The sequence below is a fragment of the Serratia liquefaciens ATCC 27592 genome, assembly GCF_000422085.1.
In the GTDB taxonomy this organism is placed as follows: domain Bacteria; phylum Pseudomonadota; class Gammaproteobacteria; order Enterobacterales; family Enterobacteriaceae; genus Serratia; species Serratia liquefaciens.
Window position 1 is genome coordinate 2461293 of sequence record NC_021741.1, and the last position, 22694, is coordinate 2483986.

Sequence of the window (22694 nt, forward strand, 5' to 3'; positions counted from 1 at the left end):
CGAATTAAGCCGATTTTACGTTAGCGAAGTTGATTGCCGGTTGCGGCAGGCCCAGGTTTTCACGCAGGGTTGAATACTGATATTCCTCGCGGAACAGGCCGCGACGGCGTAGCTCCGGGATCACCAGTTCGACGAACAGTTCCAACTGATTCGGCAATACCGCAGGCATGATGTTAAAGCCATCGGCACCTTGCTGTTCCAGCCACTGCTGGAAGTCATCGGCGATCTCTTCGGCGGTTCCCACCACCACGCGATGCCCGCGCGAACCGGCAGCAACCGCCGCCAGTTCACGCAGCGTCAGGTTTTCGCGTGCCGCCAGATCGGTCAGCAGCTTCACCCGGCTTTGGCCGCCTTCGGTCGCGCCGACGTCCGGTACCGGGCCATCGAGCGGGAAGCCGCTAAGATCGAAGCCGAAGCGGGCGGAAAGCTGTTCGATGCCGTTATCGATATCCACCAGTTGATTGAGCTGATACCAGGTTTCCTGCGCCTCGGCTTTGGTGCGGCCCACGATCGGCATCACGCCCGGCAGGATCAGCAGGTGATCCGGGTTGCGGCCGGCATCGGCGACAAATTTCTTCTGGCTGCGATAGAAGGCCTGGCCTTCCTCCAGCGTGGCGGCGGCGGTAAACACCACCTCGGCGGTTTCTGCGGCCAGCTGTTGTCCGGCCGGCGAAGAACCGGCTTCGATGATCACCGGGCGCCCCTGTGGCGAACGGGCAATGTTCAGCGGGCCTTGCACCGAGAAGTGCTTGCCTTGGTGGTTGGCCGCGTGGATTTTCTCGTCAATGGCATACACGCCACTTTGCTTGTCACGTACGATAGCCCCTTCCTCCCAGCCGTCCCACAGCTTGTAGCTGGCTTCGAGAAACTCTCGTGCCACTTCATAACGCTCGGCGTGCGAAGGCAGATCGTCACGGCTGAAGTTACGTGCCGCATCACTGGAGAATGACGTCACCACGTTCCAGGCGGCGCGGCCGTGGCTGATGTGATCGATAGAGGCCATGGCGCGCGCCAGGTGGAAAGGCTGGTCGAAGGTGGTGGAGGCGGTGGCCGCCAGGCCGATGTGTCGAGTTCTGACCGCCAGTGCCGCCAGCAGCGTCAGCGGCTCCAGGCGGGACAGGGTGGAAGGCAGACGGTGCACGCTGGTCGCCAGCGCATCGCCGACGAAGAACATATCAAAGGTGCCTTCTTCGGCCTTTTGGGCGATCCAGGTGAACCAGTCAATGTCCGTAGGCGAGCCGCTGGCCCCTTCGGCACGCCAGCCGCCGACGTGATGGCCCAGAGCCTGAACAAACAGGCCGAGACGTAATTGACGCGATGGTGTTGAAGGTGAAGTACTCATAATTATTCCTATATTTATTATTGGTTTAATAATTGGATTAAACGGCTCAGCGCGGCGGGCTGCGTTAGCGCGCAGTCCTCGATCACGCGGTCACCGTTCAAATGCGGCAGCAATAGCAGGATGCTGCGCAGTTTCGCACCGACGTCGGTCTGTCGGGCGGCGGTTTGCTTTCTTGTGACGATGTCACTTAACTGGCGGCCGTCGTGCAGCGTTAGCGTAACGCGGTGGAAACGTAACTCCGCATCCAGCTCGTCTGGCGGTGCCGTCAGGTCGGCATGGCGTTCAACCCGTGCCGCCAGGGCTGAAATATTTGGGTCAACGGGGGCCTCACCGTAGTGCATTAGCGGCACGCTGCCGCTGTACAACGCATCGGCGATGACGTATTCCAGGCTAAAACGCGCCTCAACGCCGTTTGACGGGCGGCGAATATAGGGAGCGGTATCGGCACCCGGTGGAAAACTGACCTGGATCTTGGCGATGGCAGCGGAAATATCCTCGACGGCAATGCCTTGTTCGAGCAGGCGTTCGCGCAGGATAAATGCGGCCTCCGCAGCGCTGTGGGTACCGCCGCAGGTGGGATAGCGTTTAAATTCCAGCCCCGGTTGCAGGATACGCCACGGTGCCCCCCAATCGGCCGTCAACAGCTCGGGCCGCTGCCGTCCGTCGCCATGCGAGCTCAACAGGCTGTCTATCACGCCTTCCGGCTGCCCGGCAAAACCCAGCTGCGCCAGCAGCACGGCATTGACTGCCGCCCGAGCGGCGATCCCTGCGTGCAACGGCTTGGCGGCTGACCCGAACTGACTGCGCAGCCCAGCGGCCTGGGTGGCCGCCAGCCCAAGGGCGATCTGCGTTTGGTGCAGCGTGAGGTGTAAATAGCGTGCCGCCGCCGCAGTGGCGGCAACGGCACCAAGGGTGGCAGTGCTGTGAAATCCCAACTGATAGTGCTGAGTACCGGCAGCCAGCCCCAGTCGCCCGGCTGCCTCTACGCCAATGACATAGGCGGTCAGTAGCGCGTCAACGTCGGGGTTATCGTCGGTCAACGCCAACAGTGCAGAGAGCACCACCGTGCTGGGGTGCCCGCGCAGCGCGGGGTGATAATCGTCAAAATCCAGCGAATGGCTGATATAGCCGTAATAGAGCGCACGGTTCTCGGTACTGGCGGGCGGGAACACTTTTTTTACCGCTGCCAGGCCACTGTCGGTGAGTACGCCCTGGGCGATCGGCAACGCGCAGGCAAAATAATCTATCAGCCCAAGGCGGGCGGCCGACAGGGCTGATGCTTCGGGCCGGCTATCCAGCACCAAATGGGCAAATTGAGCGGTTATGAGCGATGACAAGATATAAAACCTGATTTTTTATGCGGTTATGCGCCGGCCTGCGATTCAGATTTCATTGTGTGGCGATTTCATTAGCCCCGAAAGAACGAACGGAAATTTCATATTTCAAAATGGAATATGGTAGATGCCGATCCCGGCAATAAAGCTGGCTCAATACCGCGGGGCATCTGGCTTAGTCATTTTAAGGCAAAGCAAAGTCGCCATTTGGCTTAAGAAAAAAGGGCGCTAAAGCGGGAACAGTTGTTCACTCAGCAGATCGATAAACACCCGCAGTCGGGGCGTCAGGTGCTTGCTGGAGGGCCAGAGAATTTAACGTTGCCGAATTCCGCAAGCACCTGTTGGGAGCGTTGCTCTGCCACTAACAGGTGGAAGTAACCTTGGCCGACGGCGTCACTCAATCATTGCCATAACGCGTTGGAACAGGATGCTGTCGGGGTTGGCCAACTCGTTAACCAGCGTGAAATGGTTGTTGTGCCGATCTTCCAGCAGCGCCACATTCAGCCCTTTTTCTCGGCAGGCGGCGAAGTAAGCCAGCGTCTGGTTTCTGAACCCCTGGGTTTCTTTGGCGCCGACGTCGAGCAGGATCTGCGGCGCATGTGCCTTTTCCGGCAGCATAAACAGCGGACTGAGGGTTACCGCCTGCTCAGGCGACAGGCGCATCCAGTCATTGATGTAGATATCGCACAGCGGTCGTATGTCGTACAGGCCGCTCAGCGCCAGCGCCCCTTTGATCACGTTGACGGGCACCTGATACAGGTGCTGCCAGTCATCGGCAATCAGCATGCCGCACAGGTGGCCGCCGGCCGAGCTGCCGCTGACGAAGATGCGTTCTGGATCGATGCCGTACTGGCCGGCGTGGTGGTAAAGCCAGGCTATTGCGCTACGAACCTCGCGGACGATTTCTGCCAGCGTGGCTTCAGGTTGCAAGGTGTATTCCAACGTAGCGACCGCTACGCCATGCTGGGTGAAATTTGCCGCCATCGAACAGGCTTCTTCCTTACGCTGGGAGTGCCAATAACCGCCGTGAATAAACACCAACAGCGGTGACGGTTGTCTGGCGGCAGGGAACAAGTCCAGGCGCTCGGCGACGCCCATCCCGTAGTGGATATCGTAAATCCCCGGCGTCTGCGCTTTGGCCTGCGCGGCCAGTTGTTCATAGTGCGCCATACAGGCGTCAAAATCCTCTACCGAGGCACGGGCGTTGTACTGCACGGCGCGCATCGACAGATCGTCAAACAGCAGGTCGATTTTCATTATCTATCTCTCCTTGAGGGGGTGCCCTCATCATCTACCTGAAGCCGTTTTGGCGTTTGCTTCTTAATGCGGGTACAGGTCCGCCGTGACATGGCGCCTGGTGCACTAATAAACTGCATTTGCTGCGCCTTCCGCCTGCTCTCTGGACGGCATAGGCTACTGACAGGTTCTTTCAGGAGTCAGCAACATGAAGTCAATAACCCAACACGCCAGCCCGCCGGTCAATTTGCGTGGGATCCTTGCCAGCCTTTGTTTGTCGATGCTGGTTTCCTCACTGGGCGCCAGCATTGCCAACGTGGGCTTGCCGACGCTGGCGCAGGCGTTCAACAGCTCTTTTCAGGCGGTACAATGGGTAGTTATCGTCTACCTGCTGGCCGTTACCACGTCGATTATTGCCATGGGCCGCTTGGGGGACAGGATGGGGCGCCGCCGCCTGTTGCTGACGGGGATTGCTCTGTTCACCCTGGCGTCAGGATTGTGTGCTATTGCGCCGGGCATCTGGCTATTGTTGGCGGCGCGCGTTGCTCAAGGTTTGGGAGCGGCCGTCATGATGGCAATGACCATGGCGCTGGTTGGTGAGGCGGTGGGTAAAGAAAATACCGGCCGTGCCATGGGATTGCTGGGCAGCATGTCGGCCATTGGCACGGCGCTTGGCCCTTCGCTGGGGGGCGCACTGATATTGGGTTTCGGCTGGCGGGCGATGTTTCTGGTCAACATACCGGTGGGCGTAGTGGCTTTTCTGCTGGTTTATTGCTCCCTGCCGCAGGATGAACGGCAACGGCAAAAAGAACGCGGTCGGTTTGACTGGGCAGGGACCTTACTGCTTGGGGTAACGCTGGCCTGCTATGCGCTGTCGATGACGTTGGGGCGCGGTGACTTTGGCGTCGTCAACCTGACGTTGTTGCTGGGCGCGGCGCTGGGGATGGGGTTATTTGTCCGGTTGCAAAAGCGCACGGCGCTTCCCCTGATCCAGTTGGCACTGTTCCGCCAACCGGGGCTGAGCGTCGGGTTGGCGATGAGTGCGCTGGTCATGACCATCATGATGACGACGCTGGTGGTAGGGCCATTTTATCTGACGCATGGGCTGGGTTTGGCGGTTGGGCAAGCGGGACTGGCGATGTCGGCGGGGCCGATAGTGGCCGCGTTGCTCGGGGTACCGGCCGGTCGGTGGGTGGATCGCTTAGGAGCGCAAAGGATCACTTTGATGGGGCTGACGACCATGGCTGTCGGGGCAGGCATCATGTCGATGATGTCGCTGAATCAGGGCGTGTTCGGCTACGTGGCACCGCTGTGCCTGATGACGCTGGGTTATGCGCTCTTTCAGGTCGCCAACAATACGGCCTTGATGAAGCATGCCGCCCCCGAGCAGCGTGGGGTGATCTCGGGCATGATCAACCTCTCGCGCAACCTTGGGTTGATCACCGGCGCTTCGGCCATGGGGGCGTTATTTATGCTGGCAACCCACACCGGCGATATCAAGTTGGCTTCGTCGCACGCCGTTGCAAATGGCATGCAGATAACCTACCTGGTCGCCGGTGCGCTGGCGGCGTTTGCGCTGGTGATGGCTGCCAGAAACGGTGGCGTCCGCCCGCACGAGGATGATTACAGCAGGTCGCCCCGGTAGGCGATATGAATTTTGTTGCCGTCCGGATCGCGGAGATAAGCGCCAAAATATCCCTTGCCGTAATGGGTCCGCTCGCCGGCTTCACCTTCCGATGTGCCGCCCGCCGCCAGCCCGGCGGCATAGGCTTGCCGAACCTGTTGTTCATTCTGGGCGGTGAACGCCACCATACTGCCGTTGCCGGCACTGGCCGGCTGTCGGTTATAAGGTTGGTAGGCGTAAAAACGCGGCAATGTCCGGTCAGGCAATACCCAGCAACGAGCCCCGGGGCCGCCATCGGGCGTGACCGGGCGTTGCTTGAGTCCCAGTGGCAGCAAAATCGCATCGTAAAATGCAGCGGCTTTGTCCAGATCGCTGACGCCTACGGTGATATGACTAAACATAGTTTCCCTTATTTGACCTTGCTTACACGTTCCTTCAGCTTAGGCTTAATAGCCCCAAAAGGAACGACGCGGCGCTGAATTTTCAGCCCAGATATTCAATGATCGACAAACCGCCGTTGTAATCCGTGCTGTAAATGATCCCCTGAGCGTCGACAAATACGTCGCACGACTGAATAACCTGCGGACGATCGGGGCGTGTGTCCATCATCCTCTGCGGCGCAGCGGGAACCAAAGCGCCGGTTTCCTTCGGTTGATAAGGGTTGCTGATGTCGTAAGCGCGAACGCCGGCATTTTGGTAAGTGGCGAAAATCAGCGTCGAACTGATAAAGCTGCCAGGACGGTTCTCATGCAGATTATGGGGGCCGAAGTGTGCGCCTTTGCTGACGTAATCGCGTTCATCCGGCTGTGGGAAGGTCGCGATGCTCACCGGGTTGGTCGGTTGGCGAATATCAAACAGCCAGATCAACTTTTCGCCGTCCTGCTGGTTGTCGAGCACCGCCTCATCCAATACTACCAGCAGGTCCCGATCCGGTAGCGGTAGTGCGGTGTGGGTGCCGCCGCCAAACGGCGGGCTCCAGTTGCGATGGGCAATTAACTGCGGTTGACTGCGGTCCTTGATATCCAACAGGGTTAGCCCCCCGTCGCGCCAACTGGCATAGGCGGTATCGCCGCTGATGATCGCATGGTGCAAAGCGTAGCGCTTGCCCTCCGGCCAGTTGGGCGTTTCACCCCCGGCGCTGTGCATACCCGGTAGCCACCAACGCCCGGCGATTTGCGGATGACAAGGGTCGGCCAGATCGACGGTCAAAAAAATGTAGTCGCTGTAGCCGTCGATCAGCGCCGAAACGTAAGCCCAGCGCCCGCCCACGTACCAGATGCGGTGTACGCCGATCCCTTCCAGCGCCAGAAAACCAATCTCCCGTGGCCGGTCCGGGGCGGAAATATCGAAAATACGCATCCCGGCGCTCCAGCCGCGGAGATCGCTGCTCGATACCGTCTGGCTGATGGCGCGGGTGTAATAGACTTTTTCATCGGCAAAGCGGACGTCGGCAAATAAATCCCGGGCGTTAATCACCAGCAGCAAATCGTCATGCGCCTGTAAATGCACATTCCAGGTGCCGGGTGGCGCAGGGACAAAGCCGGCGGGTTTCGGATCCTTCGCATCGCGTACGTCGACGATGGAAAAGCCCTGCGAAACCATATGGCCGATATAGGCATAGCCCCGATGAACCATCACCTGTACGCCGTCCGGCCTGCCGCCCTGATCGCTGTGACCGATCAGCCGCATATTGCGGCTGTATTCGGGCTGCACAAGGGGTTGCGTTGCCATCATCGCTCCTTATTTCTTAGCCTGTTGCGCTTCAAGCGTGGCGAACCAGGGGGCGATGAAATCGTCTGATTTACCCCAGTTCGGGATCACTTTCGCCAGCGAGGCGACGTTGGTGGCCGCCGGATGGCTGAGCAGCAGGGCCTGCGGGATTGCCGCAGCTTTAAATTCATAGGTTGCAGGGGTTTTCTCGCCGCCAATTTTATTGGCCACCAGGCGCAGGTTAACGGCGCCGATCAGCTTGGGATCCACCGCCACGCTGAGCTTCCAGGCGCTGTCTTTAGCGCGCATCAGCGCCAGATCCTGGTTGGAGATATCGATACTGTAGAGTTTGATTTCGGTACGGCCATTCTCCTGCAAGGCCTTGTAGGCCCCCTGGCTAAACGCATCCCAGGTACCCCAAATGGCATCGATTTTGCCTTTTGGGTATTTGGCCAGGATCGCGCCAATTTTGTTGGCCGTATCGCCCTGAACGTCGGAGGACACCGCACCGATGGATTCCAGCTCTTTGATGCCGGGCTGTTGTTTAAGCAGTTTCTGGTACTGCGCCTGACGTCGCTCCATGGGCGGGAACCCCGCGACCCATAGCTTGATGATATTCGCCTGACCGTTGAAATCTTTTACCAGTTGGCCAAACGAAAGATCGGTCAACGAAGCGTCGTCCTGCTGGGTAATGGTCACGCCCGGAATTTCGCCCTGCACGGCGGTATCAAAGGCGGCCACCGCGATGCCGCTGTCGGCGATGCGTTTGAGCAGGGCGGTTGAGTAAGGATCGCGCCCCTGAGACAGAATAATGCCGTCGTACTTTTGGCTGATGGCCTGATTGACGAAGTCCTGGAATTTGGCGTCGTCACCGTTGGTCAGGAAGGTATTGACCTGAAAGCCGAGTTTGCGGCCTTCCTGCACCGCCCCGGATACGAACTGCGTGGTATTGTCGTCAGAACCCAAATTGCGGATCACCGCAATGCGGATCGGCCCTTGATGATTCGCTATCGCTGCCGGGATTGGGGCGGCAGTGGGGGCGGATAGTGCCGGAAACACGGCGAACAGGCTGAGCGCCAGAAGTGAGGTGTTGAACAATTTCATTGAGTTTTACCCTGCATGGTTAAGCATCATTAAAAAGCGAGAGGACAATTCATCGTCACCATTGGGATGGCTTTTTATTGAAAGGATGAATTGAGGCAGCCAGTTTCCATGGCCGACCGGCGGATGACAATGAACGAAAAAACATAAGCTAATGCAAAAGAGTATTAGTGATTGGCGTCCTCACCCCTATGATGGCAATAGCTGATAAAATAAGGACTTGAGCATGAGTGATAACTCCATCCGCGTGGTCGTCGGCCCCGCCAACTATTTTGCATTCCCCGGAGCCATTGACCAACTGGCGCAGTTTTATTCCCCGCAACAGCTGAGCAAGGCGCTCTGGGTGTACGGTGAGCGCGCATTGGCGGCGGCAAAACCCTGGTTACCGGCGGTATTCGACGACGCCGATGCTCGTCGGGTGCTGTTTAACAGCCACTGCAGCGAGAGCACCGTGCAGGATATCGTGCGCCAGGCCGGCGCGGATCGGCAGGTGGTGATCGGCGTTGGCGGCGGTGCGGTGTTGGACACGGCCAAAGTGGTGGCCCGTCGCTTAGGGCTGCCGCTGGTGGCGATCCCGACCATTGCCGCTACCTGTGCCGCCTGGACGCCGCTCTCGGTGTGGTACAACGACCAGGGGCAAGCATTGCGCTATGAGATTTTCCATGATGCCAACCATCTGGTGTTGGTCGAGCCGGAAATTATCCTGCGTGCTCCAAAGGAGTACTTGCTGGCTGGGATCGGCGACACCCTGGCGAAATGGTATGAAGCGGTGGTGCTGAGTCCGCAGCCGGAACGTTTGCCGTTAACCGTGCAACTGGGCCTCAATACCGCACTGACGCTGCGCGACGTATTGCTCAACCAAAGCGAGGCGGCGTTGCAGGCACAGGCGCAAGGACAATTGAGTCAGGACTTCCTTAATGTGCTGGAGGCGATTATCGCCGGTGGTGGTTTGGTGGGGGGACTGGGCGATCGCTATACCCGCATCGCCGCCGCGCATTCGGTGCATAACGGGTTGACCGCGCTACCGCAAACCGATGCCTTCTTGCATGGCACCAAAGTGGCGTACGGCATTCTGGTGCAGAGCGCACTGTTGGGGCAACCGGAAACCGTGGCGCAACTGATTGCGCTTTACCGGCGACTGGATTTACCGGTCAGCCTGGCAGCGCTGCAGGTGGATATCCACGATGAAGCGCAAATTAAACGGCTGATCGAACGCACCCTGCAGCAGGGCGAGTCGATTCACCTGCTGCCGATCACGATCGACGATTCCAGCTTGCGCGCTGCGCTTAGCTTTGTGGAGTCACACCATCGTTGAGGGGTACGGATGGCGCTGGGTGTGCGTCATCTGACGTCAGGCGTTGTCCACCCGAGGATTGGAGTGGGTCGGCTGGCTGGGATACTCCACCTGGTGTTTGTGCAGATAGTCACGTATCAACTGACGGATCACCTGAGAGGGGGTCACGTCCTGTTGCAGACAGAGTTCTTCCAGGGCTTTTTTCTTGTCTGGGTCGATGAGGACGGTCAGACGCGCCGTTTTCTTTTCCATGGTGATTGCTCCAGAGGATGATAATCAAATGATAATAGCAGGGCGGCAATACTGCCTTAGCTAAAGTGCAGCCGTTCAATTTTGCGTGACAGGTAGCGAAGATCGCAGCTAAAGCTTGGCCCGACCTCAGCGGAAAGGCGGCGCAGCAGGCTGAGTGGCGTTTCGGTATTGGCAAGCGCAGCGTAGATAATCACGTTGCCGCTGGGTGCCACGCAGTACAGAACCGTGTTAAACACCCGGTGTAAGCTGTGATACAGCAGTGAGCCCTCATCCGGCACTTCATGGTAGTTCAGTACTAACCAGCCTGGATCCGAAAGCCGCTCGGCGCACTGCGCCAAAAAGGCCTGTGTGCCCTGTTGCGGATCCATGGTAAAGGCGCTGTAGAGGTCGGAAAAAATCAGGTCATAGCGCCGCTGGGCGGGGGCTTGCAAGAAATCCGCGGCATCGGCGATGTGCATCGTGATGTTATGAACGGCAGGCAAAGTGAAGTATCGGCGGGCGACGGATACCACCGCCTGGCGCAATTCCACCACTTCCAACAGCATATTGGCATCATAGGCGTGCAGCGCCCGCACCAGGCCACCGCCGCCCAGCCCCAGGATCAGTGCCGAGGCGGGGGGCTGCCAGGCGACCGCCATCAGCATGGTTTTGATGTAGTTATGAACTGGCACCTGCGGCGCGCTGATGCACATTTTGCTCTGTTCGCAGATACCGTCAAAACGCAGGGTGCGGTAACCCTTGTGATCGGAGACGATAATTTCGCCGCAGTGATCCAACTCCCGTGCAATCACCTGACCACGAGGGGAGAAATCCAGGCTATTTAGCAGCTTATCAACCAATGACATAGTAGTTTCGTCGAGCCTCCATCCTAAAAAGGCAGCCTTACTTACGGGCGCACATAAATTCTGCGGTACAGATCCTGCGGCCATTGACCGACGCACGGCCAGAGAATCGGGCAATGCCGGAGCGCTGTCGGACAAATGTCACTTCCATACAGAGTTGGTCACCGGGCCGTGCCGAACGATAGAAACGGGCGCGATGGATGGCCGCAAAATAGTAATGCTCGCCTGGCAGCAACGGGCTGAGAAAATAATGTGCCAACAGACCGGTGGTTTGCGCCAACGCTTCCACCATCAATACGCCGGGAAACACCGTCATCTGATGATGGCCGGTCCAGAATGTCGGTTCGTTGGCGGTGATATTTTTGATGGCGCTAAGGCGGCCTTCGGCAATGCAAGTGCCGGCAGGCAGGATGCGGTCAACCAGCAGACAGGGAAAACGGTGTGGCAGGATAGATTGAACATCCTGGTACTGCAGTGGATTACCATTTAGCGGCATGTGTGTTTCGGATCCTGTCAGCGGGCAAAGCTCAGCTTGCGTGGGCCTCTGTGCCGGTCGAAGTGTAATGACATTATAATGTTATTATCATCAGATGCACCAAATGAAAGCCTTCTGGGTTGAAAAACAGCGAATAACGTCAGCCGATTCAAACGCCAGTAATTACAACTTGTTGAAGATATTGCGTGTTTCGAGGGGGAGGAAGTTAGCCGCCAGCAGGAGAGCGGCGGCTAAGGGGGATCAGTTTTTGTAGCGCGTCAGCTTATCGAGGTAGCCCATCACAAAAGCCGAAAGGACAAAGGTCAGGTGGATGATCACATACCACATCAGCTTGTTGTCCGGCACGTTTTTGGCGTCCATAAACACCCGCAGCAGGTGAATGGAGGAAATGGCGACAATTGAAGCGGCCACCTTGTTCTTTAGAGAGGTGGCATCCATCTTGCCCAGCCAGCTCAGTTTCTCTTTGTTTTCGCTGATATCCAGCTGCGAAACAAAATTTTCATAGCCCGAGAACATCACCATCACCAGCAGGCCGCCAACCAGCGCCATATCGACCAGCGAGAGCAGCGTCAGAACCAGATCCGCTTCGGCTATGGAGAAAATGTTCGGCAGAACATGGAATATCTCCTGGAAAAATTTAATCGACAGCGCCAGCAAGGCCAGGGACAGGCCGAAGTAAACCGGGGCAAGTAGCCAACGGGAGGCATACATGGCATTTTCTAGAAAGCGTTCCATAGTCATCTGAGTTCGTTACAAAAAGTGGGATACAGTATAACGCAAGAGGCCCGTCAAAAGGCAAGAGAGCCCGCGAGGATTGAAAGGGGATTTCGCCGGGATGAGGGAATGCCATACGAAAGAAATAAGCCCCTTTAATCACTGCGTGTTTTTAAGCTATTTACTCCGCAAAAAAATATTTTATCAATATATATTGAGCTATCCGAAAATCAGACTAGCCTTTAAATGCTGCATAATGACATTGCAGTGGGTTTTTATATCGCGAGCGAATTATATATAACGGAAATGAATTAACCTAATGGAGATGGATATGGATAATTCCCTAAATGGAAAAAACAACGGTTGGGATAGTGTTAATGATTTGCTGAATTACCATAATAGAGGCAATGGTTTAACCATTAATAATAAGCCTTCTTTTGATATAGCAGCGGCAGGCAAGCAAATAGCGCGCAGTGAACAAACCTGGAATGGAACTCACGTCCTCGGCCAAGGCGCCACCGTCACTTACTCCTTCCCGGATTGGGATTATAATCAGAGCAATTTAAATGGTCGCTTTGCCAGCCAAGACACCGGCCTAAGTGCCTTTACCGCCGATCAAAAAGCGCAGGCCAAGCTTTCCCTGCAGTCTTGGGCCGATGTGGCGAACCTTAATTTCGTCGAGGTAGCCCCAGGGCAAAAGTCCAACATTACCTTTGGTAATTATGAGGGCGACGGTCAGGCTTATGCGATTAAACCTTTTACCGGCGCAGGTACGGATTATCGCGGGCATAATACCGACGGTCAAAGCTGGTTCAATATTAATTACGACTATGCAGATCCCCGTGATGGTGTTTATGCCAATTTACATCCTGAATTGGGCAACTATGGCCGCCTGAGCATCACCCATGAATTGGGGCACACTTTGGGGTTGGATCACCCAGGGGTTTACAATGCCGGACAAAGCCCGAGTTATGCCAAGGCTACCTACGCCGAAGATACTCGCCAGTTCAGCGTGATGAGCTATTGGGATGAATCTGTCACCGGCGGCGATCACGGCGGTTATTATTCCGCGGCTCCGCTGGTCGATGATATTGCTGCCATTCAGTATTTATATGGTGCCAATACCACCACGCGCACCGGTGACACGGTATATGGATTCAACTCAAATTCCGGCAGAGATTTCTACACCGCGACGGACAGCAGCCAGAAACTGATTTTCTCCGTCTGGGACGCGGGCGGTAACGACACCCTTGATTTCTCAGGGTACTCGCAAGACCAGCGTATTAATCTGACCGAAGGCTCGTTCTCTGACGTTGGCGGATTGAAGGGCAATATTTCCATCGCCGTAGGCGCTGTCATCGAAAACGCCATTGGCGGTTCGGGGAATGATGTCATTGTCGGCAATGACGCCGCCAATATTCTTCAGGGCGGCGCGGGGAACGACGTTATTTACGGTGGCGGTGGGCAGGATCAGTTATCCGGTGGCAGCGGCAGTGATATTTTTGTTTTCTCCGCCGTGAGCGATTCACCGTTCAAATCGCCGGATAAGATCCTCGACTTTGAAACCGGTATCGACAAGATTGACCTGTCTTTCTTTAATCAGGGCGATAACGGTACCGACTTTATTCATTTCGTTGACAGCTTCAGCGGTCAGGCAGGTGAGGCCACGTTGACGTATAATTCACAAAGTGATTTTAGTGAATTGGCATTGAATATAAGTGGTCATGCGACACCGGACTTCCTGGTGAATATCGTAGGCCAGGCAAATACCGCCACTGATTTTATTGTTTAATTCTGTCACGGTGGGTTATGCCCACCGTTTTATTACGGTTTTATTCCCCTGCGTCCCACAATGTCTCTTCGCCACGTCGGCTACCGACGCCGCTTTGTAAGGATTTCGTAAACGGTTTGGAAGTATCTCATCAATGTATTTAATAAGGTTATAACGACGTTGCTTATGGTAAGCATTGTCATTATTATCAATTTACTGAGTCTGCGAAGAAAGACCTTTATTTTAGCATTATTAATTTCTTTTAATCCCTTTTAACTCGGTTAAACCCGAGTGGCGAAGCAACTGCGAGCGAATACTAATAATTAATGCAGGGCTAACACATGTGCAGAACTTTTAATTGCCGGGGAATTATCGGGCATTCCGCCTTATGGGGCGCATTAATCGCCAGTGCCTTTAACGCCAATGCGGAAGTTAAGAAAACCTCATTAGAAAAGACCACGCAAAGTGAAGAAGAAATAACGGTAGTGGCGCCGGTTATTGAAAATAAATCGGGGACAATCACCACTATTACCGCGCAAGACATGCAGAACAAAGGGGGCAATGATTTCGGCTCGATTATGCGCTATGAACCCTTGATCAGTGCCACCGGTGTCAGCGGGGGCTCATCATCGGGGAAAAGTGGTTTCGATCGCAGCGGGTATACCGGTTATAACATCCGTGGCCTGGAGAGCAATCGCGTCGGATTGGACGTCGACGGCATTCCACAGCCTGATGCCACCGGACGCAGCTACGTCAGCCGCGCCGGGCTCAATACCTTTGGCATCGGCAGGGACTATATCGACCCTTACATGTACGGCCAGGTGGAGATCGAATCGGGCGCAACCTCGATTGAACGCAGTAATACCTCTATTGGCGGTGCCGTTTCGTTTTTACCGAAATCAGCCGATCAGTACCTTTCCCCCACCAAACAGACCTACTTTGGTTACCAGAGCGATTATGATTCGTCCAATCGCAGCTGGCACAATGGCATTACCGCCGCTGCGGGCGATGAACAACTGCGCGGGGTGTTTGTTTACAGTCGCCGTGACGGCCAGGAAACGCGCAATAACAGCGGCACCCACCAGGCCTATCCGGCCAACTGGCACACCAATGCGCTGATGGCCTCCGGTATCTGGCAACCGAACGACGAACACAAACTCACGGGCACGGTGGATTACTATGACAAAACCAACCACACCCATTACGACAGTTGGAACTCGGCCGGCAGCGCCATTCTGGGGACCGCCCAACAGCAAAGCAATACGCGCCGTTGGGGAGTGAGCCTGAAAGATGAATGGACGCCGTACAACGATTTTGTCGATACCCTGACCTCAAAAGTCTATTACCAACAGACTCAGGCGCATGACAACACCTATATGCCCACCAGCACTGGCAGCATGGAACGGGTTTACTCCGACTACAACGTCAACACCTATGGTCTTGAAAGCCAGATAGCCAAAACATGGGGACGGCACACGCTGAGCGGGGGACTCAATGTAAGGTTGACCGATACCGAGCGACCGTTCCGTGAAGAGCCTGCACCCAGTGCATTTACCGCCATCATGCAGCCGGAGTCCGACAGTCGCAGCTATGTGCTGGGCGGTTATGTGCAGGACAGGATCCAGTTTGATCTCGACGGGCACGGCTTTGCCGTGGTGCCGGGCGTGCGCGTGGCTCACCAAAGCACCAAGCCGCAGAACCTGAGCAGTCTGACTACCGGCAGCACGGTGCTGACGGAGTCCGAGTTGGAAACGCTGTACGGCAAAAGCAACACCGATACCCAGGTCCTGCCGTCACTCAGCTTCCAGTACAATCTGACGCCGACGTTGATGACTTATCTCCAGTACAAACGCGGTGCGCAGTTCCCGAACGCCAGCCAACTTTATGGCTCATGGAACCTCGGCTCCAGCTACGCAGGCACCGCGCAGTATGCGTTGATCGGCAACGCCGATCTGAATACCGAGACCAGCAACAACCTGGAATGGGGCGTGAAGGGAGAGGTTGTCGAAGGCGTGACCCTGCGCACCTCGCTGTTCTACAACACCTATAAAAACTTCATTGCCTATACCCGCTACCAGCGCGCCAGCAGTCCGGACAAGTTTGCTAACGTGCCGTCCAATATCTACACCATTTATCAGGCAGAAAACCGCGACAAGGCCTACATCTACGGGGGTGAAATCAGCACCCGGCTGAATTTTGGCACCTGGTTTGAGCAGGTTAACGGCCTGAGCGCCAACTTTGCCCTGGGGTATAACCAGGGCAAGTCCAAGTCCAGTTACTCCGGCGATAAATATGTCGATATCGACAGCGTTGCGCCAATGAAGGCCATTGTCGGCGTGGCGTGGGACGATCCGGCGAAACGCTACGGCGCTGCGGTGACGGCGACCTTCGTTAAAGGCAAGCAGGCAACGGCCACCAACCGTGAAAGCTACAACAACGCCAGCGGCAGTACGCTCACCGACGCAACCACGGAATATCTGCGCGTGCCGGGTTATGGCCTGGTGGATATGTCCGCGTACTGGCAGGTGGCCCGCAATGTGAAGCTGAGTGGCGGTGTGTATAACATCACCGACAGAAAATACCGTGACTACCTGAGCAGCCGCGAACTCACGGACTCGACTCAACAGGATGCTTACGATAATGCGTTGGCCGTTATGCCGGGAAGAACTTTCCAGTTAGGCGTAAACGTGGATTTCTAAGCTCATCCGGTGGATGAAACCTTAACGTTCCTTATGCCGCCCTTCGCCAGTGAAAGGCGGCTTGGTCATCCATCTCCCGTTGAAGGAGACACCCCATGAAACTTTGGATTATCGGCTTGCTGGCACTGCCGTTTTCGCTCTTCGCCACCGAACGCGTGATCTCGATTGGCGGAGACGTCACGGAGATTGTTTATGCGCTTGGCGCCCAGCAAGCGTTGGTCGCACGCGACAGCACCAGCCTGCAACCGCCGCAAGCCACGGCGCTGCCCAATGTCGGTTATATGCGACAGCTCAATGCCGAAGGGATGCTGGCGATGAAACCCACGCTGGTGATCGCCAGCATGCTGTCACAACCCTCGATGGCGTTGCAGCAGGTCGAACAGGCCGGAGTAAAAGTCGTCACCGTGACAGGCAAACCTGAACTGAATGCGATCGACGAAAAAATAACCGCGATCGCCGCTATCCTGGGCCGCGAAAAAGAGGGGAAAGCCCTGCAGGCAGCGTTGGATCGCCAGCTCGCCGCGGTGCCGACGAACCCTCTGCCGGTCAGGGTGCTGTTTATCATGGCGCACACCGGGATCACGGCCATGGGGGCCGGCAGCGGTACCGCCGCCGATGGCGCCATTCGCAGCGCCGGGCTGCAAAATGCCATGGGCGGCGTAGCACGTTATCAATCGTTAACCCAGGAGGGTCTGGTGGCCGCTGCGCCCCAGCTGCTGGTGATAGGCAAAGGCAGTTTGCGACGGATGGGCGGTGAGGCGAATATCTGGGCGCTGCCGGGATTGGCTTTTACCCCGGCGGGTCAACAACGGCGCCTGTTGGTGATTGATGATAATGCGCTGCTGAGTTTTGGCCTGGCCATGCCGGCGGCCATTGGCCAACTGCGTCAGGCGGCTCAAGCCGTCACCCCTTAAACTTTCGTGCCTTTATTGTCTACGTGCCCTAATGAGCGCTCGGGGAAACAACGATCGCGCAAGCGCTGTTTCAATGCCGCCGCATCCGGAAAGCCGCCCTCGATTTTACGATCCCAAAGTACCACGCCGTCGACGGTGATTTCATAAATGCCGCCGGTACCGGGTACCAGGGTGACGGCGGCTAAATCGGTGCTGAAGGTGTGGAGCAACTCTTGCGCCATCCACGCCGCACGCAGCAGCCAGTTGCATTGCGAACAATAGTGAATGGTGACGGCAGGGGATGTTTTCATGGGCAGAACCATAGCGGCGAGAGAGAGCCTGCATCATCGAACGCCGCCGTAGTGCTGTCAAGCCGACTTCCTCAGGGACGCAGCAAGGTCAAATCAATCTGCCACCTGTTGATTTTATTGTACAAGGTGGTGCGCGAAAGCCCGAGCAGACGAGCCGCCTGTCGCAGATTACCGTTACTGGATTCAATGATTTGAATGATATGGGCGCGTTCATTGTCCTCCAGACGGCTTGAGGGGACGGCTTCCTGTTCAGGAAAAGCCTGGGCGATCTCCCTGGGCAAATCATCCACGTCGATCAGCAACCCTTCGCACAGGTTCACCATCCGCTCCACCAGGTTTTCCAATTCGCGCACGTTGCCGGGCCAGTGCCAGGCGTTAAGGCAAACCATGGCCTGCGGTGAGACCTGCGGCGGGATCTTCTTCATCCGCGTACTCAGCTTGTGAATAAAGCCGTTGACCAGTCCGGCGATATCTTCCCGACGTTCACGCAGGGGCGGAACGGGGAGGGAAAGGACGTTCAGGCGGTAATAAAGGTCACGACGAAACGCGCCGTTCTCCACGGCCTGCAGCAAATCGCAATGGGTAGCCGCAATAATTCGCACATTCACTTTGACCGGATGCGCCGCGCCAATCCGCAACACTTCGCCTTCTTGCAATACGCGCAGCAGGCTGGTTTGTGCATCCAACGGCATTTCACCGATTTCGTCGAGCAACAGCGTACCGCCGTCCGCCAGTTCGAATTTGCCCGCCGAACCGCCGCGACGCGATCCGGTAAAGGCGCCATCGACGTAGCCAAACAGCTCGCTTTGCACCAGATCGCGCGGCAGGGCGCCGCAGTTGACCGCGACAAAGGGTTCGTTGCAGCGCTCACCGCCGTTGTGGATTGCCTGAGCGAACAGCTCCTTGCCGGTGCCGCTTTCCCCCGTCAGCAAGACCGTGCTGTCACTGCGGCTGCAGGTGCGCGCCTGCATGATCGACTCCCGCATACGGCTGGAATGACCGAAAATCATCTCGAAGGTGTAGCTGGCGCTCACGCCCATGACTCGTCGGGTGATGGCCCGGATGCGCTGATTTTCGCGCAGGGAGAGCACCCGGCCATTATCCGGCGCAGGCATCAGCGAAATCACGCAGGAGAGGGCCGGCTTGCCGACGGGCATAAACACCATTTCACGATCGTTGCAAAACGGCATGGTTAACAACGATCCGGATTGAGGACGCAACAGCTCATCGATCGGCGTATCACCGGGTTCCAGCCCGCCAAAAATTTGGCGAGCATAGCGGTTGACCGTTTTCAGCCGGCCGTGCCCATCGCAGACCATCACGCCTTCATTCAGGGTTTCCAAAATGGACTGCTGCTCGGCCAACAGCCGGTGCAGCTTGAGCTGTTGACCGATGGCCTCCGCGGCCGCCTGCACGGTACCCAGAGTGTGGGCATTGAAATTGTCCGGCGTGGCGGTGAGCGTCAGCACGCCAATCATGACGCCTTCGGCGTTGCGCACCGGCGCGGCGGCGCATTGGCGATGCCGTTGCCGCAGGCCCATCTTCCAGTTTTCACCGCTGAGCACATACACCAGCCGCTGTTCAAGCAGGCAGCGTGCGGTGCAGTTGGTGCCCTGAACCTCTTCACGCAAGATGCTGCCGATCGGCGTCATGTCCGCGCCACAGTAGTGAAGGGTGACGCCATGGGCATCGGTCAGGTTGATGTGACCGTCGGGATTATAGGCCAGCAAATTTTCCATGATGCTGCGCGCCACGGCAATCAGCTCGGCATTGTGCGCCAGAATCGCCAGCAGTTGGTCAGCCGGTGGCGCGTGATAAACAAACTCATCGGGATCGATGCCGTATTCTCGCGAGCGTCGCCAGGATTGCAGGATCGACTTGCGTATCCAGCCGGGCTGGCCGCCTTCATTAAACGCCTGCCACCCTTGCCAAAACAGGCTGTCCCATTCACCGGATTCCGCCCCTTCAGGCAGGCTGAAGATCGGATCGCTCTCGTCTTTGATCGGCATCAGGCCGGCGGCTGTCTGCATGGTGCGCTCCGCTGTTTGGAATGTAATGTTCATTTTATTGACATGTGAAATTGACATGTCAATTTAGTTGTCACTTTGTTATGCCTATCTGTGCAACGTCTCACAAATTCCGCGTGTTTTGAGCTGGCATCCCCTTTGCAATACCCAGGGTGAACTCCGTTGCCCAATAGGGCGTTACCTCACATAAGGAATCACTATGAGTCATTCATCCCAACCTCTGCGTGTTGGTCTGATCGGTGCTGGCAGAATGGGCACTTTCCATGCGGAGTCGTTGGCACGGCGCGTGCCGGGTGCGGTGCTGGCGGCGGTGGCCGATCCTCTGCCGGGGGCGGCGCAACGGCTGGCGGAACGTTTGGGCGTTGAAGCCTACAGCGATTTGCAGGCGATGCTGGACAACCCGGCTATTGATGCGGTGGTAATAGCATCTCCGGCCCGCACCCATGCGGAGTGGGTGATTGCAGCGGCACAGGCCGGTAAGCATGTGTTCTGCGAAAAGCCGATGGCCATCACGCTGGATGAGGCAGACAGCGCCATTGCCGCCGCAAAACGGGCGGGCGTGGTTCTGCAGGTCGGATTTAATCGCCGTTTTGTCAGCGGATTTGCCGCCGCCATCGCCGCCGTAAAGGCGGGTGAGAATGGCACTACGCAGTTATCCCGTTCGGTGACGCGCGATCCCTTGCTACGGGATCCGGCGCCTATCCCGGCGTGGACCATCTTTCTTGAAACCTTGATTCATGATTTCGACACCTTGCTGCATTTCAACCCTGGCGCCAGGCCGGTAGAGGTGTATGCGTTGGCGGACGCCCTGGTGCGGCCGGACTTCAAAGACAAAGGGCTGCTGGACACCGCCGTGGTCACCATTCGCTTTGACAACGGGGCAATCGCCACCGCCGAAGCCAATTTCCAGGCGGTATACGGTTACGACGTACGCGGCGAGGTGTTTGGCAGCAAAGGCATGTTGCAGGCGGGCAATATCAACCTGAACAACTGCGTGCGTTATCACGCCGGAGGCATCGCCATAGAAACCTCGCGGCAGGACACCGATCTGCTGCGTGACGCTTACGTGGCGGAGTTGACCGAATTCGCCCAGAGCATCCGGCAGGGTTGCAGCCCGCGTGCTACCGGACAAGATGCGCGCAATGCGCTGGCGATAGCCTTAGCCTGTATCGAGTCGGTGCAGCAGGGCAAACCGGTCAAATTAGGGGGGCAATAATGGCCAGTTATCAGCTCTCTGTATGCGCAGAAATGGTATTTCTCGATCTGCCGTTTATCGAACGCGTGGCGCGTATCGATGCGCTGGGTTTTGGCGTTGAAATGTGGAACTGGGCCAATAAGGACCTTGATGCTTTAGCCGCCAGCGGGGCGCGCTTTACATCAATGACCGGCTATCTGACCGGCAACCTGACCGACGACGAAGACATTGCCCAACTGTTGCACAGCGCAGAGCAGTCATTGGCCGTTGCCCAACGCTTGAACTGCCCGAGCCTGAATCTTCACGGTACCGGGCTGGATCCTCAGGGATTACCGGTGAAACCGGTGGCGGTGGTAACCGGTGCGATGTGGCTCAAGGCGGCCGATACGCTAAGCCGGCTGGCGCACATGGCGGAGCAGACCGGGAAAGTCTTCACGCTGGAAAACCTCAATTTGCCACGCGACCACCCTGGCACACCCTTCGCCAAAGCCTGCGACACCCTGGCTCTGGTGGAGGCGGTAAACCGCCCGGGCCTGAAGATGAATCTCGATCTTTACCATGCGCAGATTGGCGAAGGGGATCTTATCGAACTGATCCGTCGCTGTGGCCCGGCAATAGGGGAAATCCAGGTGGCGGACGTGCCGGGGCGGCAACAGCCTGGTACCGGTGAAATCAATTACCGCGCCATCGCACGCACGTTAGAAGACATCGATTATCAGGGCGTGGTGGCGATGGAAGGGTGGGCATCCGGTGACAGCACCGAGGCGCTGTTACAGTTCCGCGACCATTTTACCCGATAGCCTGAACACATCCGGGCAGGGCCGCTGCCCGGCATTCAAAATGATGCGTTGATTTTAATAATAAATAAACCTCAACCTACAGGATGTCATCATGAAAACCAAAACCTTGCTACTGATACTGCTGAGCATCGTCATGAGCTTCAGCGCCCAGGCGAAAACCTACAAGGTCGGCGTGGCGCTGGCCAATTTCGACCTTAACTTTGTCTCTATTTTGCGTTCACAGATGGTGAGCGAACTTAAGCAGTTGGGGATGGACGGCCAGTTTGTCGATGCCAAAGGGGACGTGGCGCTGCAGGTGCAGCAGGTGGACGATTTTATCAACCTCGGGGTGGACGCCATTATCCTCAACCCGGTTGACACTCAGGGGGTGAAACCGATGATGGACGCCGCCGAACGGGCCAATATTCCGTTGATTTTCGTCAACCGCAAACCGGAGGTGAAACTGGGCAAGGACATGGCCTACGTAGGCTCTGACTCTGCGGTGGGCGGTGAAATGCAGATGGAAGCCTTGGCGAAAAAGATGAACTACCGTGGGAACGTGGCGATCCTGATGGGGGCGTTGTCCAATGAAGAAGCACGCGAGCGCACCCGCGCCGTGGAAGCGGTGATCGCCAAATACAAAGACATGAAGGTGCTGGAGAAGCAGACCGCCAAATGGCAGCGCAACGAGGCGGTGGACGTGGTGTCCGGTTGGCTGCTGAACGGCCGGCCGATTGACGCGATTGCCGCTAACAACGATGAAATGGCGATTGGTGCCATCATGGCGCTGAATCAGGCCAAAAACAAAACCATTCTGGTGGCGGGCATCGACGGCACGCCGGACGGTCAGCAGTTCATTAAAAACGGCGGCATGACGTTGACCATTTTCCAGGATGCCAAAGGGCAGGCCATCGGGGCGGTGCAGGTAACCAAGGCGCTGTTGGAAAAACAAAAGGTCGAGCCTTATAACTGGATACCTTACAAAACCATCACACAGCAGAATTTGGCAGAATTCCAGGCGGTTAATCAGAAGTAGATATAGTGCCCTTGGTGGCCGTGAGGCGATGGCATCTT

At 56.8% G+C, this 22694-nt stretch carries 20 protein-coding genes; 8 read left to right on the forward strand and 12 right to left on the reverse strand.

Translation table 11 applies throughout. The annotated features are described in order from the left end of the window. Positions 1-4: 4 nt before the first annotated feature. The 3 genes from M495_RS11560 to M495_RS11570 all read right to left on the reverse strand — a co-directional run bounded on the left by M495_RS11560 (position 5) and on the right by M495_RS11570 (position 3933). A complete protein-coding gene (locus tag M495_RS11560; RefSeq protein WP_020826838.1) occupies positions 5-1342 on the reverse strand; it encodes an LLM class flavin-dependent oxidoreductase in 1338 nt (445 codons plus the stop codon). A 17-nt stretch (positions 1343-1359) separates the two neighbouring features. Then, positions 1360-2679 carry an MmgE/PrpD family protein gene (locus tag M495_RS11565; RefSeq protein WP_020826839.1) on the reverse strand — a complete coding sequence of 440 codons (1320 nt, stop codon included), beginning with the start codon at positions 2677-2679 and terminating at the stop codon, positions 1360-1362. Between the two features lie 390 nt (positions 2680-3069). Beyond that, positions 3070-3933 (reverse strand): alpha/beta hydrolase, encoded by an 864-nt coding sequence (locus M495_RS11570; protein WP_020826840.1) that lies wholly within the window; start codon positions 3931-3933, stop codon positions 3070-3072. 187 nt (positions 3934-4120) lie between these two features. On the opposite strand from M495_RS11570, the gene M495_RS11575 reads away from it, so the two are divergent. Further along, a complete protein-coding gene (locus M495_RS11575; protein WP_020826841.1) occupies positions 4121-5557 on the forward strand; it encodes an MFS transporter in 1437 nt (478 codons plus the stop codon). Here M495_RS11575 and M495_RS11580 read toward each other — a convergent pair. The 3 genes from M495_RS11580 to M495_RS11590 form a co-directional block, all read right to left on the reverse strand. Beyond that, positions 5536-5937, reverse strand: coding sequence for a VOC family protein (locus tag M495_RS11580; protein WP_020826842.1), 402 nt, complete (start codon positions 5935-5937; stop codon positions 5536-5538). The genes M495_RS11575 and M495_RS11580 overlap by 22 nt on opposite strands. A gap of 82 nt (positions 5938-6019) precedes the next feature. Then, positions 6020-7267 (reverse strand): LVIVD repeat-containing protein, encoded by a 1248-nt coding sequence (locus tag M495_RS11585; protein ID WP_020826843.1) that lies wholly within the window; start codon positions 7265-7267, stop codon positions 6020-6022. A gap of 9 nt (positions 7268-7276) precedes the next feature. Further along, positions 7277-8350 carry a sugar ABC transporter substrate-binding protein gene (locus tag M495_RS11590; protein ID WP_020826844.1) on the reverse strand — a complete coding sequence of 358 codons (1074 nt, stop codon included), beginning with the start codon at positions 8348-8350 and terminating at the stop codon, positions 7277-7279. Between the two features lie 223 nt (positions 8351-8573). Here M495_RS11590 and M495_RS11595 point away from each other — a divergent pair, with 223 nt between their 5' ends. Further along, entirely contained in the window at positions 8574-9662 is a 1089-nt protein-coding gene (locus tag M495_RS11595; protein WP_020826845.1) for an oxidoreductase, read from the forward strand. A gap of 36 nt (positions 9663-9698) precedes the next feature. On the opposite strand, the gene M495_RS11600 is transcribed toward M495_RS11595, so the two are convergent. From M495_RS11600 to M495_RS11615, 4 genes are all read right to left on the reverse strand, one after another. After that, positions 9699-9893: a ribbon-helix-helix protein, CopG family gene (locus M495_RS11600; protein ID WP_012145111.1), complete on the reverse strand. Its 195-nt coding sequence runs from the start codon at positions 9891-9893 to the stop codon at positions 9699-9701. A 56-nt stretch (positions 9894-9949) separates the two neighbouring features. Then, positions 9950-10738 carry a spermidine synthase gene (locus M495_RS11605; protein WP_020826846.1) on the reverse strand — a complete coding sequence of 263 codons (789 nt, stop codon included), beginning with the start codon at positions 10736-10738 and terminating at the stop codon, positions 9950-9952. A gap of 37 nt (positions 10739-10775) precedes the next feature. Then, the gene (fabZ, locus tag M495_RS11610) at positions 10776-11231 is read right to left on the reverse strand and encodes a 3-hydroxyacyl-ACP dehydratase FabZ (protein ID WP_020826847.1); all 456 of its coding nucleotides are present in this window, start codon (positions 11229-11231) and stop codon (positions 10776-10778) included. 240 nt (positions 11232-11471) lie between these two features. Beyond that, the gene (locus M495_RS11615; protein WP_041414553.1) at positions 11472-11966 is read right to left on the reverse strand and encodes a TIGR00645 family protein; all 495 of its coding nucleotides are present in this window, start codon (positions 11964-11966) and stop codon (positions 11472-11474) included. A gap of 310 nt (positions 11967-12276) precedes the next feature. Between M495_RS11615 and M495_RS11620 the strand changes: the two genes are divergently transcribed. The 3 genes from M495_RS11620 (at position 12277) to M495_RS11630 (ending at position 17329) form a co-directional block, all read left to right on the forward strand. Continuing rightward, positions 12277-13737 (forward strand): serralysin family metalloprotease, encoded by a 1461-nt coding sequence (locus tag M495_RS11620; RefSeq protein WP_041415375.1) that lies wholly within the window; start codon positions 12277-12279, stop codon positions 13735-13737. 320 nt (positions 13738-14057) lie between these two features. Next, positions 14058-16415: a TonB-dependent receptor domain-containing protein gene (locus M495_RS11625; RefSeq protein ID WP_020826850.1), complete on the forward strand. Its 2358-nt coding sequence runs from the start codon at positions 14058-14060 to the stop codon at positions 16413-16415. Between the two features lie 95 nt (positions 16416-16510). After that, complete coding sequence (locus M495_RS11630; RefSeq protein ID WP_020826851.1) at positions 16511-17329, forward strand: heme/hemin ABC transporter substrate-binding protein; 819 nt, start codon at positions 16511-16513, stop codon at positions 17327-17329. Here M495_RS11630 and M495_RS11635 read toward each other — a convergent pair. Beyond that, positions 17326-17619: a SelT/SelW/SelH family protein gene (locus M495_RS11635; RefSeq protein WP_041414555.1), complete on the reverse strand. Its 294-nt coding sequence runs from the start codon at positions 17617-17619 to the stop codon at positions 17326-17328. The genes M495_RS11630 and M495_RS11635 overlap by 4 nt on opposite strands. 71 nt (positions 17620-17690) lie before the next feature. After that, a complete protein-coding gene (locus M495_RS11640) occupies positions 17691-19649 on the reverse strand; it encodes a sigma-54-dependent Fis family transcriptional regulator (RefSeq protein WP_020826853.1) in 1959 nt (652 codons plus the stop codon). Between the two features lie 196 nt (positions 19650-19845). Between M495_RS11640 and M495_RS11645 the strand changes: the two genes are divergently transcribed. The 3 genes from M495_RS11645 (at position 19846) to M495_RS11655 (ending at position 22656) form a co-directional block, all read left to right on the forward strand. After that, positions 19846-20862 carry a Gfo/Idh/MocA family oxidoreductase gene (locus tag M495_RS11645; RefSeq protein WP_020826854.1) on the forward strand — a complete coding sequence of 339 codons (1017 nt, stop codon included), beginning with the start codon at positions 19846-19848 and terminating at the stop codon, positions 20860-20862. Then, positions 20862-21641: a TIM barrel protein gene (locus M495_RS11650; RefSeq protein ID WP_020826855.1), complete on the forward strand. Its 780-nt coding sequence runs from the start codon at positions 20862-20864 to the stop codon at positions 21639-21641. The genes M495_RS11645 and M495_RS11650 overlap by 1 nt, the downstream gene beginning before the upstream one ends. Positions 21642-21732: 91 nt before the next feature. Then, positions 21733-22656, forward strand: coding sequence for a substrate-binding domain-containing protein (locus M495_RS11655; protein ID WP_020826856.1), 924 nt, complete (start codon positions 21733-21735; stop codon positions 22654-22656). The last annotated feature ends 38 nt before the right edge of the window (positions 22657-22694 follow it).